Raw genomic sequence first — 19,683 nt, forward strand, 5'->3', positions numbered from 1 at the left:
TCCTTCAGCAAGGAAATGCGCTATGTCTGTCTTGTCCACTGAGGTCGACCCGGTCGACCTCGTCATCCTGCCCCCGGTTCGCGACCTCGGCGATGGCTTCCATGTCCGGCGCGCACTTCCCTCTGCCCAGCGGCGTATGGTCGGCCCGTTCATCTTCTTCGACCAGATGGGTGAGGCCGTGTTTCGCAGCGGCGAAGGTCTCGACGTTCGGCCGCATCCGCATATCGGCCTCGCAACGCTGACCTATCTCCTGGAAGGCGAGATCCTCCATCGCGATTCGCTTGGCTCTGTCCAGCCTATCCGGCCTGGCGAAGTAAACTGGATGACCGCCGGGCGCGGGATCGTCCATAGCGAGCGCACATCGCCCGAGGTGCGCGCCAGCGGTGGAGCGCTTTTCGGCCTGCAGACTTGGATCGCATTGCCCAAGCACGCCGAAGAAACTGCTCCGGGGTTTGCGCATCACAAGGCCGATACGATTCCGAGCATCGAGGATGCGGGCACGAAGCTGACCCTGGTGGCCGGAACGTCAGACGGCCTCGTGTCGCCGGTGAACACGTTCAGCGACATGTTGTATGCGGACATCGTGATGCAGGATCGCGCGCGCTACCAGCTTCGCGCCGAGCACCTCGAACGCGCGATCTATGTCGTTACCGGTGAAGTCGAGGTCGTCGGACAGTCAGGCGGCTTCGCGGTCGGCAAGCTTGTCGTCTTCAAGCCCGGAGCCGAGATCCTGTTGCGGGCGAAGGGGGAGGTTCGCCTCATGCTGCTGGGCGGCGAGCCGCTTCCCGAGAAGAGGCACATCTTCTGGAACTTCGTGTCGTCCAACGCGGAGCGGATCGAGCAGGCCAAGAGCGACTGGAAGGCCGGACGATTTGCCAAGGTGCCCGAAGAGCACGAATTCATCCCGCTTCCCGAATAGCCGAAGAGGAGGATTTCAATGGCACACGGCACCGCGCATATCGGGTCGACGCGTTACCGCACGGATATCACCGTCAGCGGCTAAGAGACGGCCCGAGGGATTCCCGACTGAATACGAACCAGACAGCGGCCAGAGCAAACACGGCCGCTGCCCGAGACTCACGCTCGCCGACGTACTGGCCTGGATAAAAACGCGCCCTCTGGTAGAATTGCAGGGGCGCTACGACTGGGTGGAAGTCGTTGGTATCAGGAATGCTCAGCGCTTCGGCTACGCCAACATTTCTAGGTTTCGTGGACAAAAGGGAGCCACAGCAATGCTGAAGCGAGGCTGACGAAGCCGAGGTAGGATTCTCTGGTTTTGTCGTGACGTGTGGCGACGCGTCGCCATTTCTTGAGCTTGTTGAAGAGTTGCTCGACACGTTGCGCTGGCGGTATTTGTCGCGGTCGTGGAGGGCTGGGTTGCGACGTCCGCGCTTGGCGGGGATCACCGCCTGGACGCCATGGAAGGCGATCTCCGCGCGGATGGCGTCGACATCATAGCCACGGTTGGCAAGCAATGCCTTGGCCTTGTCCGTGATCATGCGGAACAGCGGGCCAAAGCCCTTCACATCATGCCCTCAAAGAAGGGACGATTGTCACCAGCCGGCCGGCAACCGCGTCCTCGCTCCGACGGAAGCAATGGCCCGATCAGATCCCACTCCTCGTCCAAAAGACCAATCCGCTCGCCCAACGCCGCCTCCAAAAGGCAGCCTTGAATCAACCCCAATCCACCGCGTCAAGCTTCGTCCACGAAGCCTAGGATGCGCTCTATGTCCGGTTGGGAAAAGGACCCAACATGTGAGGGGCCGTTCCGGAGCCGCACGGCGCGTTTCTCGTTCATCGAGATGAGGTTTGTCGCGCGTTCCCGACGCCGGACAAAGCTTGTAACGGTGATTTGTAGCATATTGTCGCCAAGCCCTTTCGCTCTCGCCCGCACGACCTATTGCTCTTCTTGTGACCGAAAATACACATCTTCCCCCGGGACGCCTTCTCGTCGTGGACGACGATGATGAGATCCGGGATTTGGTGCGCGAGCAGCTTGTTCGCGCGGGTTTCGAGGTGGAAACCGCAGGCGATGTCCGTCAGGCGACCCTGGCTTTGTCTGCAAGTGCGATCGACATCGTCATCCTCGATCTGACGCTTCCCGATGGTGACGGTATCGATCTGTGCCAACAGCTACGGACAGGGCAAACACATCCAGCGATCATCATCGTTTCCGCGCGAGACGCGGCGGCTGATCGGATCCTGGGTCTCGAAACGGGAGCAGACGATTATCTCGTCAAACCCTTCGAGCCCCGTGAACTCATCGCTCGGGTGAGAGGCCTGCTCAGGCGCGTGCAAGGGTCGCAGGACGATTCACGCGAGGTCGGCGCCCGCTTTGCGCGATTTGGCCCCTGGAGACTTGATCTCGTCAAACGCAGGCTCGTCGCTCCCGACGACAGCGTGGTCGTGCTTCCCTCGGGGGACTACGAGGTCCTGCTTCGCTTCGTTCGTGCGCCCCACAGCGTGCTGCAACGCGACGACCTGGCGCCGGAACGAAAGATGACGGTCTGGCTGGATCGGTCGCTGGACAGCCGCATTTACCGAATTCGCAGGAGGCTTGCGCGAGAACCCGGTGGCGAAGACCTGATATTGTCGGTCCGCAATCAAGGCTATTGCCTTGCCAGCGACGTCGAATTCCTGTGATGGCGAACACGGCGGTCCGCTTCTTCGCATCGCTGGCGGGTCGATTGGTCATCATCCTGACGATCGGGATGAGCGCGGCCGCAATCTCTTCGCTGGCGGTGGCCGAACGCGTCCGTCAACACGAGTTCGAGCGGTTCAGGGCCGAACGTATCGCCCTGAGCGCCGAAGATGTGCTTCGCCGCCTGGATAGTGCGCCGGCGCAGACTTCGTCGCTTCTTTCGAACGGAGGCATTATCGGTGCGCATTCCTACAAGGGAAAAACGGGCGGGAGCCAACCGATCGATCGCGCCTTGGAGACCGCCTTGCGCAAGCGTTTGCCTCAAGGGCGCGACGCCACCGGGTTCAAGGCGCGCTTCGAGGAGTGTTTCGGACCATTCACCAAAGATCTGGAAGCCAAATTCAGTCAGCGGGCCGCCGGCTTTGTCCCGCTTCTGCCGGAATGTTGGGTCGTAAAGGCTCGCAATCCGGAAGGAGGACCGTTCACCTTGATCGCGTTCGACTTGCCTGCGCTGGGCGTTCAGCGAAGTGCGACGCTCAATCCGGTATATCTGTTGCTCATCATCGTGGCCGCGGCGATCCTCTCGATTATCGTAGCCCGGCTGGCGCTGGCTTCGCTGGACAAGCTGACCCTTGCCGCCCATGCCTTCTCGGACGATATCGATGCCGAGCCGATTGCAGAGACAGGCCCGACCGACGTCCGGGATGCGTTCGTCGCGTTCAACATCATGCAGCGGCGGGTGCGCGAGGGAGTCCGTGAACGGACACGGATCCTGGCTGCCATCAGTCACGATCTCCAGACGCCTCTTACGCGAATGCGCCTACGCCTTGAGCAGATCGACGACATTGCCCTGCGCGAGCGTCTGATCACCGACCTTGCGATGATGCTCCGTCTCGTCAGGGAAGGCCTGACGCTAGCACGCAGCAGCGAGTCCAACGAGGAATGGGCAATGCTCGACCTGAACTCGCTGATCGAAAGCCTTGTCGACGAAGCGGTGCAGGATGGACACGATGTTACGAGTCGGGAGTGTCAGCTCGTGATCCGCTCCAAGCCGGACGCTCTGGCGCGCGTACTTCAGAACCTCCTCGACAATGCGGTACGCTATGCTGGTCGCGCACGTATCATTGCCATCTCTACCGAAAGTGGCGTGACCATTGAAATCCATGACGATGGTCCCGGTATTCCCGGCACCGATCTTGAGCGAATGTTCGAACCCTTTGTGCGAGGAGAAGCGAGCCGCTCTCGCTCAACCGGAGGGACCGGGATCGGCCTGACGATCGCTCGAGCGCAGGCCAAGACGTTTGGCGGCCGTGTCTTTCTCGCCAATGCGCCAGGCGGCGGCTTGATCGCGACATTGGCGCTGCCAAGACCCTCTCTCAACGCTGCTTAGACATGCCGAGAGGACGCCAAACTCGCACCAAGCCAGTCAGGCTAAAAAACTATATATGAGAATTGGATTTCACTTGTAGAATGAAGGTTGCGGTGGGTCCGCGCTGCATCGCATGGGGGGGCATGGATGACGAGTGGCGATAACAAAGACATTTCGCGGCGAACGGTTCTGAGAGGGTCTGCCGGCGTTGCAGCCGGGTTGATGATTCCGGAAAAGTCGGCCGCCGTCACTTCGCCCCATCAACACCGTCTATGGTATCGTCAGCCGGCGCGCGAATGGACCGAGGCGCTGCCGGTCGGCAATGGCCGCCTGGGCGCTATGGTCTTCGGTGGAACCGCGCAGGAACGGCTACAGCTGAACGAGGACACGCTATGGGCCGGAGGCCCATATGATCCCGTCAATGGCGAGGCGCGTGCCGCCCTGCCTAACGTGCGAAACCTGATCTTTGCGGGCCGATATGCCGAGGCGCAGGCGCTTGCCAATGCCAAGCTCATGGCCAAGCCGCTCACCCAGATGCCCTATCAGACGATCGGCGATCTGCTGATCGAGATGCCGGGGGCGGCAGGCGTGGCTGTGACCGAGTATGAGCGTGAGCTGGATATCGATGGGGCGATCGCTACGACCCGTTTTGTGTCAAATGGAGTTCACTTTCGCCGGTCGGTCGTGGCATCCCCGATCCGCCAGGTCATCGCTGTTCATATCGAGGCGAGCCTAGCGGGCGCCATCGATTTGAACGTCATGTTGAAGTCGCCGCACGACGCCGAAGTGAAGGTCTCCGGCGCCACGATCCAGCTCGCCGGACGCAACCGCGCGGAGAAGGGTATTGCTGCCGCCCTCAGGTTCGAGGCCCGTGTCCAGGTGCGTCCCACAGGTGGTACGCTCACCGTGGGTGACGCGGGCCTGGCCGTTCGGGCGGCCGACGCAGTCACATTGCTGATCGCGATTGCGACAAGCTACCGTGGACCTCAGGACGTCGCGGGTGACCCGTCGCAGGTTACAGCTGAGCAGATCGCTGGGGCGCGCGCGCTCGCCTTTCGGCAGATCGCTGCCGAAACGACAGCCGAGCATCGGCGTCTCTACAGGGGCGTGTCTTTCGATCTTGGATCGACACCTGAGGCCGACCGCCCGACGGATGAGCGGATCCGGACCAGCGAAAGCTCCAACGATCCAGCACTCGCCGCACTGTATTTCCAATATGGGCGCTATTTGCTGATCTGTTCTTCACGGCCGGGGAGCCAGCCGGCAAATCTCCAGGGCATCTGGAACGAAAGCATCGCTCCGCCCTGGGGATCCAAATATACGATAAACATCAATACCGAGATGAATTATTGGCCCGCCGAGCCGACTGGGCTCGCCGAATGCACCGAGCCGTTGATCAAGATGGTCCGTGAACTTTCAGAGACAGGTAGCCGGACGGCGCGGGAAATGTACGGCGCTCGCGGCTGGGTCGCTCACCACAATAGCGACCTGTGGCGTGCGACGGCGCCGATCGACGGAGCGCAGTGGGGCTTGTGGCCGCTCGGCGGCGCATGGCTATGCACGCATTTATGGGATCGCTTCGATTACGGCCGGGACCTTGCCTATCTGCGCTCGGTATATCCGCTTATGCGCGATGCAGCCCTTTTCTTCCTGGACGTCCTGCAATCCGATCCCACCAGCGGGGAACTCGTCACCAACCCGTCGCTGTCACCGGAAAATGTGCATCCAAAAGGTGCTTCGATCTGTGCCGGCCCGGCAATGGACATGCAGATCTTGCGCGACCTGTTCGATCAGGTGTCAGCTGCGGCGGGAATCCTGAACGTCGACGCGGACTTTGTTACCCAGGTGCGGGCGACCCGCGCGCGTCTCGCCCGCGACCGGATCGGCGCGCAGGGTCAGTTGCAGGAATGGCACGAAGACTGGGACGCCCAGGCGCCAGAGCCGCATCATCGGCATGTGTCGCATCTCTACGGCCTGTATCCGAGCCATCAGATCAATCTTGACGACACGCCGGACCTTGCGCGTGCGGCACGGCGATCGCTCGAGTTGCGGGGCGATGAGTCGACGGGATGGGCGACCGCCTGGCGCGCCAATCTCTGGGCGCGATTGCGGGACGGCGAGCATGCGCACCGAATCCTCCGGTTTCTGCTCGGGCCCGGGCGCACCTATCCCAACATGTTCGACGCTCACCCGCCGTTTCAAATCGACGGCAATTTTGGCGGTGCAGCAGCCATGGCGGAGATGCTCATGCAAAGCCGTGGCGATGAGATTCTGTTGTTGCCCGCATTGCCCTCGGCATGGCCTACCGGCTCGATGACTGGCCTCCGGGCGCGAGGTCGCTGCCGGGTTGATCTGGCCTGGAAAGACGGCGAGATTTTGTCGGTGACCCTGACGGGCGGTATCGCGGGCAAGCGCACCGTCCGCCTTGGCGACGCACGAACGATCGTCACGCTGAAACCGGGCAAACCTGTTCGCCTAAGAGGGCGCTCTCTCTCGCGCCAAGTCTGATGGCTGATGGCAATGGCGCGTGCCTTCCGCACCGCTCTCGCATGTCAAAGCAAGGCTAACTCGGACCGACGGACGCCGCGACCGGGGCGCTCCCAAGGAGGACGACGCGATGCCACGCCGGCATTACCGGGCCCGACATCGCTGCTGATACCGCATCGCCTCCGCCGCAATCATTTTGGCAGATCGACGGGATCATCGACTCTAAAGACGGCAGATTGGCCTGCCACGCCTGTCTCAGGCTGACCCGAACCCACCGTCACGCGGTACTGTCCCTTCAGGACCCGACGGGTACCGTCGAGTGCGACAGTGCTCAGGTCGCGCGGGCTGAGGTCGAAGCTGACCTTCCGCGCCTCGCCCGGTTTCAGGGAAAGGCGTTGGAAACCCCGCAGCGCGACACGCGGCGTGCCGGGCTCGTCCGGGAAGTTCAGATAGAGCTGAGCGACCTCGTCGCCGGGCCGGGTGCCGGTGTTTCGGATCTCAGTTGTAATGCGGACGCCCTTTTCGGCTCCGCCGCGGGCCGTATCGACCTTGACCGGCGCATAGGCGAAGCTGGTGTAGCTGAGCCCGTAGCCGAAAGGATACACCGGCTTGCCAGTGAAGTAGCGATACGTGCGTCCCTTCATGTCATAATCGCCAAAGGGCGGCAGATCGCCAATGCTCCGGTAGAAGGTCAGTGGTAGGCGGCCGCTCGGGTTGGTGCGGCCGGACAGGACGTTCGCGATCGCGAGGCCGCCAGACTGGCCGGGATACCAGGCCTCGATCAGCGCAGCTGAATTATCCTTGGCCCAGGACAGGTTGATCGGACTTCCGTTCATCGCCACCACCACCAGCGGCTTTCCGGTCGCTTTCGCTTTCTGCAGCAGGGCAATCTGATCGGCAGGGAGATCGAGCGTCGTCTTGTCGCCGCCCTTGAATCCCGGAACCTCGACGGGCGATTCTTCCGCCTCCAGGTCCGATGTCAGACCCACGACCGCTACAAGGACGTCGGCCTTCGCGGCAGCGGCGGCGAGAGCGGCACCCGGCGTATTGGAAACGCGTTTCCAGACCAAACCCGTCCCGGCAGACCCATGAGCGGTCGCTGTGATTTCGACCGGATAGCGCTTGCCCTTGACGAGTTCGACAATCTTCATCGTCGGAAGGCTGTTCCACTGAGACTTGCTCAGATCGACGAACGGCTTGCCGTCGAGCGTCATCTCGCCGTCCGTCCCGTTCATGCCGAGCCGATAGGTCCCACTCTCAGGGGGGACGATGAAACCGGTCCATACGACGCGGTGATAGTCGGTGACTTCCTTCAGCGACAGACCGCGTCCGCCGACATCGGCCTCGCGCCGCGTAATCGACGGCGTGGGCGCGTATTTCAGATCGGCCAGGTTCTTGCGCGAGGCATTTGACGTGAAAAAGCGCGGAGGAGTGGTCGTCGCATTGTAGTAGCGCGCGAGCAGGCCGGGCGCACCATCGGGTGTCCGTAGCGCGGTCGAAGGGATTCGGTCTCCGTCGGTGAACGTGGGCGCCGCTGGCGCATAGCTGATGCTGGCGCCCGGCATGGCTTGGCGAAGCCCGTCCAGGACAGAAATTGGCGGCGCAGACATAGGTGCTGAATAGTTGCCGCGCAGAACGCGGGTAGCGTCGCCGAGCGGGCCGATCACCGCGACGCGCACGCCGCGGCGAAGCGGCAGGACCCCATCATTCTTGAGCAGGACAAGGCTTTTTTCGGCGGCATTCAAGGCAATCCGATCATGTTCGGGCGCTCCGATGGCCGATGACGGCACGGTGTCGGTGCGAAGGCCCGGCAAGTCACCAGTTCGGATGCGCGCGGCGAAGAGCCGGATCAGTGCGCGATCGATGTCGCCGATCGAGATCAGCCCGCGCTCCAAGGCCTCGCGATAGCGTTCCCCGAGACCGCCGGCGTCACCGAGCGTCGCACCATTGCATTCGCTATCGACCCCGGCGCGCATCGCCGCGGCGACTGCGGCGGCCGCATCGGGGGCATATTTGTGATTGTCGCTGATGTCCCTGACCGCATCGCAGTCAGAAACGACATAGCCGTTAAAGCGCCATGCGCCGCGCAGATGATCCTTCAGCAGAAGATCGCTTGCACAGGCGGGCTGACCGTCGATCCGGTTATAGGCGCACATGACCGACCCGGCCTTGCCCTCCACGATAGCGGCACGGAAAGCGGGCAGGTAGGTGTCCTCCAGATCATGCAAGGAGACAAAGACGTTGGCGCCGTGGCGGGTCGATTCCGGGCCGCTATGGACCGCAAAATGCTTCGGCGTCGCGATCACGTCCGGAAGGTCGGGGTTCGGTCCCTGAATGCCGGTGATGAAAGCAACACCGAGCCGGGCGGAGAGAAACGGATCCTCTCCGTACGTCTCCTGACCGCGTCCCCAACGCGGATCGCGGAAGATGTTGATGTTTGGCGACCAGGTATCGAGACCGGTCCCGATCCGTCCGGTCTTGCCGGTCTGGCGCGCCAGCGTGTGCAGGCCGCGCACTTCGGTGCTGATGACGCCCGCAACATCCTTGACCAAGGGGGCGTCGAATGTGGCGGCAAGCCCGATCGGCTCGGGAAAATTGGTGGTCGGGACCGAGCCGAGCGCTCCATGAAGCGATTCTGTCCACCAGTTATAGTCCGGTACGTCGAGCCGCGAGATGGCAGGGGCGACGTTGACGAGTTGATCCAATTTTTCGTCGAGAGTGAGCTTCGTGACTATCTGTGCAGCCATGCGGTCCGCAGTCGCTTTGGCGTCGCTGACGCCCGATTGCGCAGTGGCGGGCGTTGCCGACAGCGCAATGCCGAGAAGCATTGCCTGCCGCAGTTTGCGAAGTCGGCTCATCGCCATAGTCTCTCTCCCATCTTCCTCGTTTGCTCGGTCTGCGACAGGCCGTAAAATTCTGCGGCCGCACCAGCGAACAGGCGCTCGTGTTGCGATTTGCCAAGCCCGGTGAGGCGCGTCGCTGTGACGACCCATTCGTGATACCTGTCGCCCGAAAGACGCAGCACCGGCCAGTCGCTGCCCCACATCAACCGGTCCCCGAAAATGTCGATTAGGTGCTCGACATAGGGTCGGAGCGCCGTCGCAGGTTGGCCGGCACTCTGTTCGGTGCGCAGGCCTGAAAGCTTGCACCAGACGCCGCGGGCCGCCAGCGCGGCTATTTCCATCCGCCAAGGATCGAGCATCTCTCGCGAGATGTGCGGTTTCCCTCCGTGATCGATGACGATCGGAAGATCGGGCCAGCGGTCGGCAAAACGAGCGAGCATCGAGAGGTGTCGAGGCTGAACCAGCGCGTCCAGCCTCAAGCCGTGCTGCTGCATCGCGACAATCGCGGGCGCAACCGCGTCTCGCAGCAGCCACCTGGTGTCGGTTATCGATTGGAGCATGGGGCGGAGGCCCCGAAGCTTAGGCGCTTGCGCCAGTGTTGCGATTCTTTTCGGTGCGTCGCGGGCGGTTATGTCCACCCACCCGACCACCGCTGCAACCAGCGAGGTTTTCCGTGCGAGGTCCAGCAACCAGTCGGTGTCCGCATCACTGGGTTGAGACTGCACGAGCACGGTGGCCTCCAGGCCAAGCCCGAGCGCTTCTCTCGCCAGGTCCTCCGGGCCGAAATCCCGGTGGATCGCAGGCTCGTTACGAGTCGGCCATTAATGTCCCGGTGTGGCGAGAGTCCAGAAATGCTGATGAGCGTCGATCATCGACGATCTTTCCCGAGCTTTACACGGAGGTCGGCAACGATGCATCTGGACATGAAGAAGCGCGAAAGAGGTCCATGGTCCGCACCGTCCCAAAGGGAACCTATTCGGCGCCCGCGATCGAAAAGACGTTCGAGATCATCGAACTGCTGGCCGAGCGGCCGGATGGAGCGCTGGTGAGCGAGATGGCCGGGGAACTCGGCCGGTCGGTCGGCGAACTGTTCCGCATCGTGATCGTGCTCGAACGGCTCGGTTATCTCCGAAAATCTGCCCGAACGGATCGCTACACCGTAACCTACAAGCTCCTCGACATCGCGTTTCGTGCGACGCCTGCGCAGGATCTCACGCGTGCAGCGCTCCCGGAAATGCAGAGGCTTGCGCGTGAGACGGGACAGTCCTGCCATTTCGTCGTTCCGAACGGGGGGAGCGGGCTTGTGCTCGCGCGTGAGGAGCAACCTGGCATGCGCGGTTTCTCGCTGAAGGTCGGAAGCCGCGTCGATATGATCCGCAGCTGTTCGGGACAGGTTATTCTTGCTTTTTCGACCTCGCAGCGCGCGGACGCGATCATCGAGGCAGCGCAGGCCGTCGCCACCGCTGAATTCGACCCGAGCCAGCTTTTGGATCATCTCGCGACGATCCGAAAGCGCGGCTTCGACAGCAGGCAAAGTCCCATTACATATGGCGTGACCGATATCAGCTGTCCGGTGTTCGGCTTCGACGGTGCGGTGGTGGGGGCGCTGACGATCCCCTTTCTCGAATTGATCGACGGCTCGCAAAAGGTTGGCCTTGACGAAGCTCGCACCAGGCTCGACGAGGCGGTGGCGAGAATTTCGGAAGCTCTTGGACATAGTGCAGTGAGCCACGCGGAACCGCCTTCCGCCTAACGCCAAGGACTGGCGGTGCGCGCCAGCTGTGCGTAGCCGGCGATCACGGCGAAGCATGCCAAGGGCAACAGCAAGGCGGCCGGCACGCCGCCTGCACGCTCAGCGATCGCTCCCATCAACGGCGGAAAGATCGCGCCACCGATAATCGCCATGATGATGAGGGAGGATCCGAGCGGGCGCGCAGTGTCGAGGTCCTCCACCCCGAGGGCAAAGATCGTGGGAAACATGATCGACATGAAGAAGCTGGCGAGAATGAGCGCGGCCAGAGAAGCCACGCCAAGTCCTGTTGCCGCCAAGCCGCAGAGCAGGATATTGACCACCGCGTAGATACCCAGGAGTGTCGCCGGCCGGACACGCCACATAAGCGCCGCACCGCTGAAGCGACCGATCATGAAGAGAACGAGGCTGACCGACAGCAAGAAGGCAGCGTTACGTTCGCTGATCTCGGGTGCGACGTCTTTCACGAAGTCGATGAAAAAGCTCCAGATGCCGACTTGAGCGCCGACGTAGAAAAATTGCGCGATCACCGCACCAATCAGCGGCCGATGACGGATCAGCGCCGCAAACTGCGCGCCGAGCGGAGCAGTCGTGCTGGAACGTGCCTCGGGCAATGGTGCGAAAGCCACCGCCGCCGCAACTGCGAGTGCGGCCCCTGCGAGCAGCAGGTACGGCAACTGCACCGTCGTTGCCTCCATCGCGCGATAGGCGGCAAGTTCGGACGGGGACATGGCCACAAGGGTCTCGCCGGAATGCTCGATGCCGGAAAAGATCAATAGTCCCCCGACAATCGGTGCGATGAAACCGCCCAATCCATTGAAAGCCTGGGCGAGGTTGAGCCTCTGCACCGCAGTATCCGGATTCCCGAATGCGGCCGTATAGGCGTTCGCCGTCGTCTCCAGGCAGGCAGCGCCCGCTGCGATGACGAACAAGGCGAAGAGAAACATCGCGTAGCTCAGCATCTGCGACGCCGGATAAAAGAGCAGGGCGCCGCCTGCGTAAAGGCAAAGCCCGGTCAGGATACCGGCGCGATAGCCGAACCGCCGCATCAACAGGCCGGCCGGCAGCGCGACGACGAAGTAACCGATATAGAAAACGAACTGGATGAACCCAGCCTCCGCCCTATTCAAACCAAGCGACTTTTGAAATTGACGTATCAGGATGTCGTTGAAGTTATTGGCAAGCGCCCAGAGGAAAAAAAGACTCACGACCAGAACGAAACCCCAGCGGAACCGCGGGGTGACGAAACCGCGCCTTTCGCCCGTCAGCTCGGTGGCTTCTGAAGTGACGTTCATCTTTGTCCCCAACATCCCGCTCGACTTTTTTCTTTTGCTTTCGCCTGATCCGATCAGGCGGGGGGATCCCCCGTCTGCAGAACCGGTGCCAGTGCCTCCCACAGGGCGTCGGGCAGCGAAATCCGACTAAACTCGACTGCGGCGTAGACCTCGGCCGCGTTGCTTACGCCAATCACGGGCAGGGTCACTCCCGAGTGGCGCGCGACGAACCGCAGGGCCGCCGATGGAAGCGATACGTCGAAAGCCCGGCATATTCGCTCGATCGCTTCGACGCGTGCTCGCACGCCTTCCGAGGCGGGCGCATAAGCGTGGCGGGCGGCGGGGCTGGCAGGGCCGGTGGCGAGGATTCCCGAACTGAACACACCCGCGGCCAGGATGCCGACACCACGTTTGCGGCAGATATCGAAAAACGACGATGCGCTTTGATCGAGCAAACTGAGGCGTCCAGCGATCAGGAAGAGATCAAAATCGGCATGGGCGACGCTGTCTTCACAGACGGCGATCTCGTTTACGCCGAGCCCGATGGCCGAGACGACGCCCTGATCCCGGAGTTCCATAAGCGCGCGGAAGCCACCGTTGATCGCTTGTTCGGACATGCGCCGATGATTGGAACCGTGCGTGCTACCGCCTAGATCGTGCATGAGCAGGATATCGATACGGTCGAGCCCGAGCCGGTGAAGGCTTGCCTCGAACGACCACATGACGCCATCGTAACTATAGTCGAAGACAGGCGCGAACGGCATCGGTGAGTGGAAACCGTCCCGGACACCGCGGGTCTCGGCCGGGAACAGCAGGCGGCCAGCTTTGGTCGACAGAATATAGTCGTTCCGGTCGTAGCCGCGCAACGCGTCGCCGAGCCGCCGTTCGCTCAGTCCGAAACCGTAAAATGGCGCGGTGTCGAAATACCGTATGCCATTGATCCAGGCAGCCTCCACCGCTCCTCGAGCCTCGGCGTCGGTGACCTCGCGATAAAGATTGCCGAGCGAGGACGCGCCGAACCCGAAAAGCCCGCTCGCCGCGAGCCGCGCCAATAGCGCGGCGCGGGCTCTCGGATGTTCAGAAATGAGCGATAGCCTTGAGGACATTATCGGCTTCGGCGATGAGCATGGGGATGCGCTTCGGAAGGTCTTCGGCCTGGACGCCATGCGTCTTCAGGGCATCGAAGGGGATGTGTCCGGCACGAATGGCCGCGATGACGCGGTCGAAATCCGCCGACAGCGCGTTGCGGCTGGCGAGCAGCGTGGTCTCGCGCTTGTGGAACTCGGGGTCGTCGAAAATCAGATTGCCCGGGGCGACCCCGACAAGCACGAGTGTGCCCCCATTGGCTACGAAGGCGAGGCTCTGGGCCATTGCCGACAAGGCCCCGGTGGCGTCGAACACCACGTCGAACATCTCGCCCGCGGTCCGTTCGGCAAGTTTTGCGGATAAGTCTGGACCGGCCGTTTCGATATCTGTCAGGTCGAGGTTTTTGAGCGCATAGTCGAGACGCGCCTGTCGCGTATCGACCAGCGTCACCTTGGCACCTTCGATCTGGGCGAAGAGAGCGGTGGCGATGCCGATCGGCCCGGCCCCAGTCACCAGGACATGGTCCGTCGACTTCAGTCGTGCGCGGCTCACAGCGTGCGCGCCGATTGCGAGGAATTCCAGCATGGCCGCCTGATCGAAAGTCAGTCCGGTAGCGTCGATCACCGCGCTTTCCGGCACTGCCAGGATATCGCACATGCCACCGTCCACGTGGACACCCAACACCTGGATATTGGCACAGGCATTCGGCTTGTCGTGACGGCAGGCAATGCAGGTTCCGCAATACAGATACGGGTTGATTGCGACGACCTGGCCCTTGTGAAACGCCGATCCGGACGGGGCCTGTTCGATCTCGCCGGCCAGTTCATGTCCCATGACTCTGGGATAGGCCAGGAATGGATGGCGGCCGGCGAAGATATGGTAATCCGTGCCGCACAACCCGACCCGGCGGATCCTCACCAGCACTTCGCCGTCCGCCGCCTTTGGCTCCTCGCGTTCGGCGAGTTCAACCTCGAACGGGGCTTCGCATACGACGATTCTCATGCAGGCAGACTATGGCCTATATTTCGTATATGCAATCTTGATCCTGTATATGAGATTAGATGTGCGCCGATCTGGCCCGTCAGCGATCCACAGCAGGGAATCGGGTGGCACTGCAGCCGAGCAAGCGCTCAGCGTCGTGGAGCTAGAAATCCGTTGGTATCGAGCCACAGCACGAACGCGTCGAACCATCCGGTCGTCGTTGTGCCTTTCTTGCCGAGGCCGAAGCCATGGCCCCCATGTTCGTACAGGTGAAATTCGACTGGGCGACCGGCCTGCTGCCACGAGTCGATCAGCCCCAGGCCTTTGCGCGCGAACAGCGGGTCGTCTGCGGCAAGCACCGCAAACATGGGCGGCGCATCGGCTGGGACTGTCACCGGCTCCATGGACCCATAGATCGGGCCGATAAAGGCTGGCTTCGTCGCCGGCATTCCAAGAAAGGTGGTCATCGTGACCATCGCGCCCGCCGAAAAGCCGATCATCCCGACGCGCTGAGGATCGACATGCCACTCGTGAGCGTGGTCGCGGATGAGCTTGAAGGCGGCGGACGCATCGACCATCGCGTCGCTTACGCGTGCCGCCGCTGCGTCCGGCTTGAGGCGGCTGTCACGCCGGCCTGCGTTTGCGAACATGGCGTCCATCGCGGCCTTGAATTCCAAGGCTCCTGCGGGTGTCGGTCGGGTCCTGTACTTCAGAACGAACGCCGCGATGCCGCGGTTCGCGAGGGCTTGCGCGACTTTCCAGCCTTCGGCCTCCGCCGAGAGAAAGATGCCGCCTCCGCCGGGCGCTACGATGACGGCTGCGCCGGTGGCCTTGGCGGGGTCCGGCAGAAAAGGCGTGACCGTCGCGACACTGACGTTGCGGGTGAAAGCCGTGCCATATTGACGAAACCAGGACTCAGGGGCCGTCGATCCCGCGACTCCACCTGTCGCCAGGGCAATGGCGTTCGGCTCGGCCGGCGAGGCGAGGGGAGTTATGCTGTCGTCGGCGGATATGCCTATAGCGCCTGGGGGCTGTTGAATCGGCTGAGCGGAAAAGGCGGGAACAGCGAATACCAATGCCACGCCGGGAGCGATACGCCGCGCGGCGCGCGAAACCTTGGGGACCAGGCTCGATGATGCAAAAGAGATCATATTCTTGATCCTGTGCTGGATTCTGATGATGGAATTACCCCGGAATGCGGCTTGGTTGGATAAGCGCATAACCAATACTCTGAGTAAAGTGCGATCGTGGTTGCCGCTGGTTCGTTCCAAGTCAGCCAACATTTGTAATCCTCGCGCGGTCGCGAAAGGCCGAAGCGTGGCGGATACAATCCGGCGTGGCGAGCGCGGACTGGGGTGACGATAAGAGTTTTTACGGGCCGCTTCGGTTTGTAGTCCACCAAAAATCTCTGAAAAACCTCGTTTTTACTGGGTTGACCAGCAGGACGGGCGGGCCGCTGGCGCGTGGATTTCCACCCCTGCGAAGCCGCGAATACGGTGCGGTCGATGCGAGACCGCGGGTGAAGCGGGCGCCCGCAGACAGAACCATTTCTGGTCTCGTCTCCGGATCAGCCTTGCAGCTTGGGCAGCGTGCTGCAATAAGTCTGAGTAATCATGAGCGGTGATCAAACTGCCTCAACCAGGGGAGGTCTCTGTGAAATCTGTCATTTCGGCGGTGCTTGTCACGATAGTCTGCGTCGGATCGGCTTCGGCTCAGACTGCCAAGCCGGTAGGCGATGCTCCTGCTCCGGCAGTGAAAGAAGATTTCAAGCCTTCGTCCGTCAACCAGCCCGGACAACAATATCCGCAGGTCAATTCACAGGGGCATGTCCGTTTCCGTGTGGTAGCGCCGGAGGCGAAAGGCGTGAGCGTGAGCCTGGGTCTTGGCGGCAGAGGCGGAACCGTCCTGCAGAAAGCCGCCGATGGCGCGTGGACCGGCACCACCGCCGGCCCGCTCGACCAGGGCTTCCATTATTATCATCTCACTGTCGATGGCGGCACCTTCAATGATCCCGGGACACTGAACTTCTACGGCTCGACGCGGTGGGAGAGCGGCGTGGAGATACCGGCGCGAGACGCGGATTTCTATGCGTTGAAGGACGTGCCGCACGGGCGGGTCGAGCAGATACTCTTCGCATCGCCGAGCACCGGGACCCAGCGACGGGCCTTCGTCTACACCCCGCCGGGATATGACAAGAATTCCGCCACGCGTTACCCTGTCTTGTATCTCCAGCATGGTTGGGGCGAGGATGAGACGGCATGGTCCAACCAGGGGCATGCCAATCTGATCATGGATAATTTGATCGCGGCCGGAAAGACGAAGCCGTTCATCATCGTCATGACCTATGGCATGACCAACGATGTGCGGCCCGGCGGGCTGGCGAGCTTCGACATCAAGCCGTTTCAGACGGTCCTTGTCGACGAACTGATGCCGTATGTCGACACGCACTTCCGCACCCTGGCGGATCAACGCCACCGCGCGATGGCCGGGCTTTCCATGGGCGGGTTCGAGACCAAGCTGATCACATCGGCCAACCCGGACAAGTTCGCTTATGTCGGCCTGTTCAGCGGTGGCAGTTTTTCGGTTGAAGACGTCAATGCAACAGTCGGTTTCAAGAACAAAGTGAAGCTGGTTTTCGTCAGTTTCGGAAGTCGGGAACTCCAGGGTGGGCGCAGCGGGCCGCCCGGCGGCCCAAGGGTGGATCCCCGTGCAAACGCTGATGCCTTGAAAAAATCGGGGTTCAACAGCGTCTTCTACGTATCGCCCGACACGGCGCATGAATTTCTTTCCTGGAGAAGAAGCCTTCGCGAATTCGCGCCGCTCCTGTTCAAGGACTGATGATGTACCAGGAAATCAAACTCGCGCGGCAAGCTGCACCCGGACGATCCATGTCGCGACGGCGGATCAAGGCGACGTTGGCGGTTGGCTTTGCAACAGCCCTGTTATCGTCGCCCATTTCCGCCGCGCCCCAGGATCCGCTGGCTCCGACGGGACGCTGGTCGGCCTATACCGCCGGGCGCGCGGAAACGCCGCCGATGGGGTGGAGCACCTGGAACGCTTTCGCCACCGATATCGATGAGGAGAAGATCATCGGGTCAGCGCAGAGGATCGTCGATACCGGGCTGGCTGCCAAGGGCTATCGCTACATCAATATCGACGATGGCTGGGCGCTCAAGCGCCGTATGCCCGACGGGCGGATGATTGTCCGCACCGACAAATTTCCTTCAGCGGACGTCAAAGGCGATGACGCTCCCAATTTCCGGCCATTCACCGATCGGCTCCATGCGATGGGCCTGAAGGCCGGCATCTATTCCGATCTTGGCCGCAATACTTGCTCGGAGGCCTGGTCGCTGACCGACACGGATTTGCCCAAGGGCAATGTTCTTGAGCGCGAAGTCGGTTTGCATGGGCGCATCGACCAGGACATCGCGCTCTATTTCGCGAAGTGGGGCTTCGATTTCATCAAGGTGGATGGGTGCGGCCTTCGTGACTATGGAACGGACAGCGCACGGGTCCGTTCCGGCAAGTTTCGGGCTCTTGGGCCGATCCTGGATTCGGGCGCGGTTACTCGAACCGACATTCCTGCCGTGCAGGCCCTTTTCCGTCAGATCAACGTGGCGCTCGCGCGCGAGAATCCCGACGGCGACTATCTGTTGTCCCTGTGCGTCTGGGGTGCGGCCAATGTCCGCGCATGGGGCAAGGACTATGGCGGCATCTCGCGCACCAGCGACGATATCTCGCCCGCATGGGGGCGGCTGCTGGTCAATTATGATACGACGGTAACCCGGTCGCTCTACGCGCATCCCGGATCCTGGAACGATCCCGACATGCTGCATATCGGGGCAGGGGATTTCGATGCTGACCATTTGACCGAAGCGCGATCGCATTTCGCGCTGTGGGCGATGCTCAATGCGCCTCTCATGATCGGCACCGATCTGCGCAAGACGCCAAAGGCCCTGCTCGATATCTTCGGTAACGCGGATATCATCGCGATCGATCAAGACCCGGCCGGCAACCAGGCAACACTTGCCTATGATTCGAGCGACCTGCAGATCCTGGTCAAGACCCTGGCGTCCGGCGACAAGGCACTTGCGATCTTCAACCGGGGATCAGGGGACTATGATGTCGATCTGAACGCATCTCATCTGAAATTCGATGATTCCGCGCCCATCGAACTCGTCGATCTGTGGACCAGACAAAAGACCAGCTTCGCCAAGACGACCAGGCTTCATGTCAAGCCGCGTGAGACTCTGATCTTTCGCGCGCGCGGAACACGGTTGCTGCAAGGCGGCTATTATCTTTCGGAACAGCCTGGCACGGTAAATCCAGCCGTTGACGGTGTGGTGAAGCCAACCGCCGACCCGACGATCTTCCGCACGGCTGCAGGCTGGGCCGGCACCAACGGCGCCGGCGACAGGCCAAGCTACGCCGGCTGGGGCGGGGCAAGGGCGGACAGCGCACCCTACGGCCAAATCCTACACGTTGCGGGTAAGCCTTTCGCAGCAGGCATCGGCATCCTGGCGAACTCCCGCATGGAGGTTCGCAATCGTGGCGCAACACGATTCACCTCGATGGTCGGTGTCGATGACAGCGCCACGGACAAGCGGGGCAGCGTCACATTCCTCGTCTATGGCGATGGCAAACTGCTCGCGACCAGCAGCCCGCTGAAATGGGGGACGCCGGCGCAGCGGTTGTCGGCTTCAGTCACGGGCACCAAAGTGATCGAACTGGTCGTCCGCGGCGCATCTGCCGATAACCAGCAAATGCCCGTAACTTGGGGCGAAGCTGCCTTGTTGGAGCGGTAAGTCAACAGGGTCGCCACCCCAGGAAAGGCGAGAGTCTCTCGGATGGGCCCGAAGGCTTCCGTCGCCGACATCATGGTAGGTCGATCCAGCCAAAACCTCTCACTCTTCCGACCAAGTCGAGGTCGAAAAGGGGAGGGCACGTCTGCTCTGTGCGATGAGGCGGCATCAGTGTTTGAATCGCCGTCGCGCTCTTTTGCAGATCTAGGTCGCGCTGCCATCCATCGGACACTGCCATTTGGCCCGGAGAGCGGCTCTTCGGCCGAATGGCTCAAACCGACATACATAAAGACTTTGGCACCCTTGGCGATCGACGAAATTGCTCGCAGCAGATTTTTAGTTTGAGTCTTCTCGCGAGCGTCTATCCCCGACCTTCCGGTTTTCTGTGCCTTCGTCTGTTCATAAGCGACTGGGATGTAACCCTTCCGGATCTGCTCGACGTGAACTCTA

The 19,683-nt window shown here is 61.7% G+C and carries 14 protein-coding genes; 7 read left to right on the forward strand and 7 right to left on the reverse strand.

Going from position 1 to position 19,683, the window contains the following annotated elements:
- Window positions 1-22: 22 nt before the first annotated feature.
- Window positions 23-919, forward strand: coding sequence for a pirin family protein (locus NDN01_RS06840; protein WP_272626618.1), 897 nt, complete (start codon window positions 23-25; stop codon window positions 917-919).
- 73 nt (window positions 920-992) lie between these two features.
- Here the strand turns inward: NDN01_RS06840 and NDN01_RS25955 are convergent, their stop codons facing one another.
- Entirely contained in the window at window positions 993-1,526 is a 534-nt protein-coding gene (locus NDN01_RS25955; RefSeq protein WP_443025202.1) for a hypothetical protein, read from the reverse strand.
- A 427-nt stretch (window positions 1,527-1,953) separates the two neighbouring features.
- On the opposite strand from NDN01_RS25955, the gene NDN01_RS06850 reads away from it, so the two are divergent.
- The 3 genes from NDN01_RS06850 to NDN01_RS06860 all read left to right on the forward strand — a co-directional run bounded on the left by NDN01_RS06850 (window position 1,954) and on the right by NDN01_RS06860 (window position 6,518).
- Entirely contained in the window at window positions 1,954-2,643 is a 690-nt protein-coding gene (locus tag NDN01_RS06850; RefSeq protein WP_272626619.1) for a response regulator transcription factor, read from the forward strand.
- A complete protein-coding gene (locus NDN01_RS06855) occupies window positions 2,643-4,031 on the forward strand; it encodes a sensor histidine kinase (RefSeq protein ID WP_272626620.1) in 1,389 nt (462 codons plus the stop codon). Before NDN01_RS06850 ends, NDN01_RS06855 begins: the two co-directional genes overlap by 1 nt.
- A gap of 126 nt (window positions 4,032-4,157) precedes the next feature.
- Window positions 4,158-6,518 carry a glycoside hydrolase family 95 protein gene (locus NDN01_RS06860; protein ID WP_272626621.1) on the forward strand — a complete coding sequence of 787 codons (2,361 nt, stop codon included), beginning with the start codon at window positions 4,158-4,160 and terminating at the stop codon, window positions 6,516-6,518.
- Window positions 6,519-6,688: 170 nt separating this feature from the next.
- Here NDN01_RS06860 and NDN01_RS06865 read toward each other — a convergent pair whose 3' ends face one another.
- Together NDN01_RS06865 and NDN01_RS06870 are read right to left on the reverse strand one after the other, a co-directional pair.
- The gene (locus tag NDN01_RS06865) at window positions 6,689-9,361 is read right to left on the reverse strand and encodes a glycoside hydrolase family 3 C-terminal domain-containing protein (protein WP_272628055.1); all 2,673 of its coding nucleotides are present in this window, start codon (window positions 9,359-9,361) and stop codon (window positions 6,689-6,691) included.
- Window positions 9,352-10,137 carry an amidohydrolase family protein gene (locus tag NDN01_RS06870; RefSeq protein ID WP_336298369.1) on the reverse strand — a complete coding sequence of 262 codons (786 nt, stop codon included), beginning with the start codon at window positions 10,135-10,137 and terminating at the stop codon, window positions 9,352-9,354. Before NDN01_RS06870 ends, NDN01_RS06865 begins: the two co-directional genes overlap by 10 nt.
- Window positions 10,138-10,286: 149 nt before the next feature.
- Between NDN01_RS06870 and NDN01_RS06875 the strand changes: the two genes are divergently transcribed.
- On the forward strand, window positions 10,287-11,093 hold the full coding sequence (locus NDN01_RS06875; protein WP_272626622.1) for an IclR family transcriptional regulator: 807 nt from the start codon (window positions 10,287-10,289) through the stop codon (window positions 11,091-11,093).
- On the opposite strand, the gene fucP is transcribed toward NDN01_RS06875, so the two are convergent.
- From fucP to NDN01_RS06895, 4 genes are all read right to left on the reverse strand, one after another.
- Entirely contained in the window at window positions 11,090-12,385 is a 1,296-nt protein-coding gene (fucP, locus tag NDN01_RS06880) for an L-fucose:H+ symporter permease (RefSeq protein ID WP_272626623.1), read from the reverse strand. The two genes, NDN01_RS06875 and fucP, sit on opposite strands and share 4 nt — an antisense overlap.
- Before the next feature lie 53 nt (window positions 12,386-12,438).
- On the reverse strand, window positions 12,439-13,416 hold the full coding sequence (locus tag NDN01_RS06885) for an aldo/keto reductase (protein ID WP_272626624.1): 978 nt from the start codon (window positions 13,414-13,416) through the stop codon (window positions 12,439-12,441).
- Window positions 13,417-13,441: 25 nt separating this feature from the next.
- A complete protein-coding gene (locus NDN01_RS06890) occupies window positions 13,442-14,374 on the reverse strand; it encodes a zinc-binding alcohol dehydrogenase family protein (RefSeq protein ID WP_272626625.1) in 933 nt (310 codons plus the stop codon).
- Window positions 14,375-14,580: 206 nt separating this feature from the next.
- Window positions 14,581-15,714, reverse strand: a complete 1,134-nt coding sequence (locus tag NDN01_RS06895; RefSeq protein WP_272626626.1) for an alpha/beta hydrolase — start codon at window positions 15,712-15,714, stop codon at window positions 14,581-14,583.
- A 580-nt stretch (window positions 15,715-16,294) separates the two neighbouring features.
- On the opposite strand from NDN01_RS06895, the gene NDN01_RS06900 reads away from it, so the two are divergent.
- Both NDN01_RS06900 and NDN01_RS06905 read left to right on the forward strand, forming a co-directional pair.
- The gene (locus NDN01_RS06900) at window positions 16,295-17,269 is read left to right on the forward strand and encodes an alpha/beta hydrolase (protein ID WP_272626627.1); all 975 of its coding nucleotides are present in this window, start codon (window positions 16,295-16,297) and stop codon (window positions 17,267-17,269) included.
- 50 nt (window positions 17,270-17,319) lie between these two features.
- On the forward strand, window positions 17,320-19,236 hold the full coding sequence (locus tag NDN01_RS06905) for an NPCBM/NEW2 domain-containing protein (protein ID WP_272628058.1): 1,917 nt from the start codon (window positions 17,320-17,322) through the stop codon (window positions 19,234-19,236).
- Window positions 19,237-19,683: the final 447 nt, after the last annotated feature.

Source organism: Sphingomonas sp. QA11 (assembly GCF_028473665.1).
Classification (GTDB): domain Bacteria; phylum Pseudomonadota; class Alphaproteobacteria; order Sphingomonadales; family Sphingomonadaceae; genus Sphingomonas; species Sphingomonas phytovorans.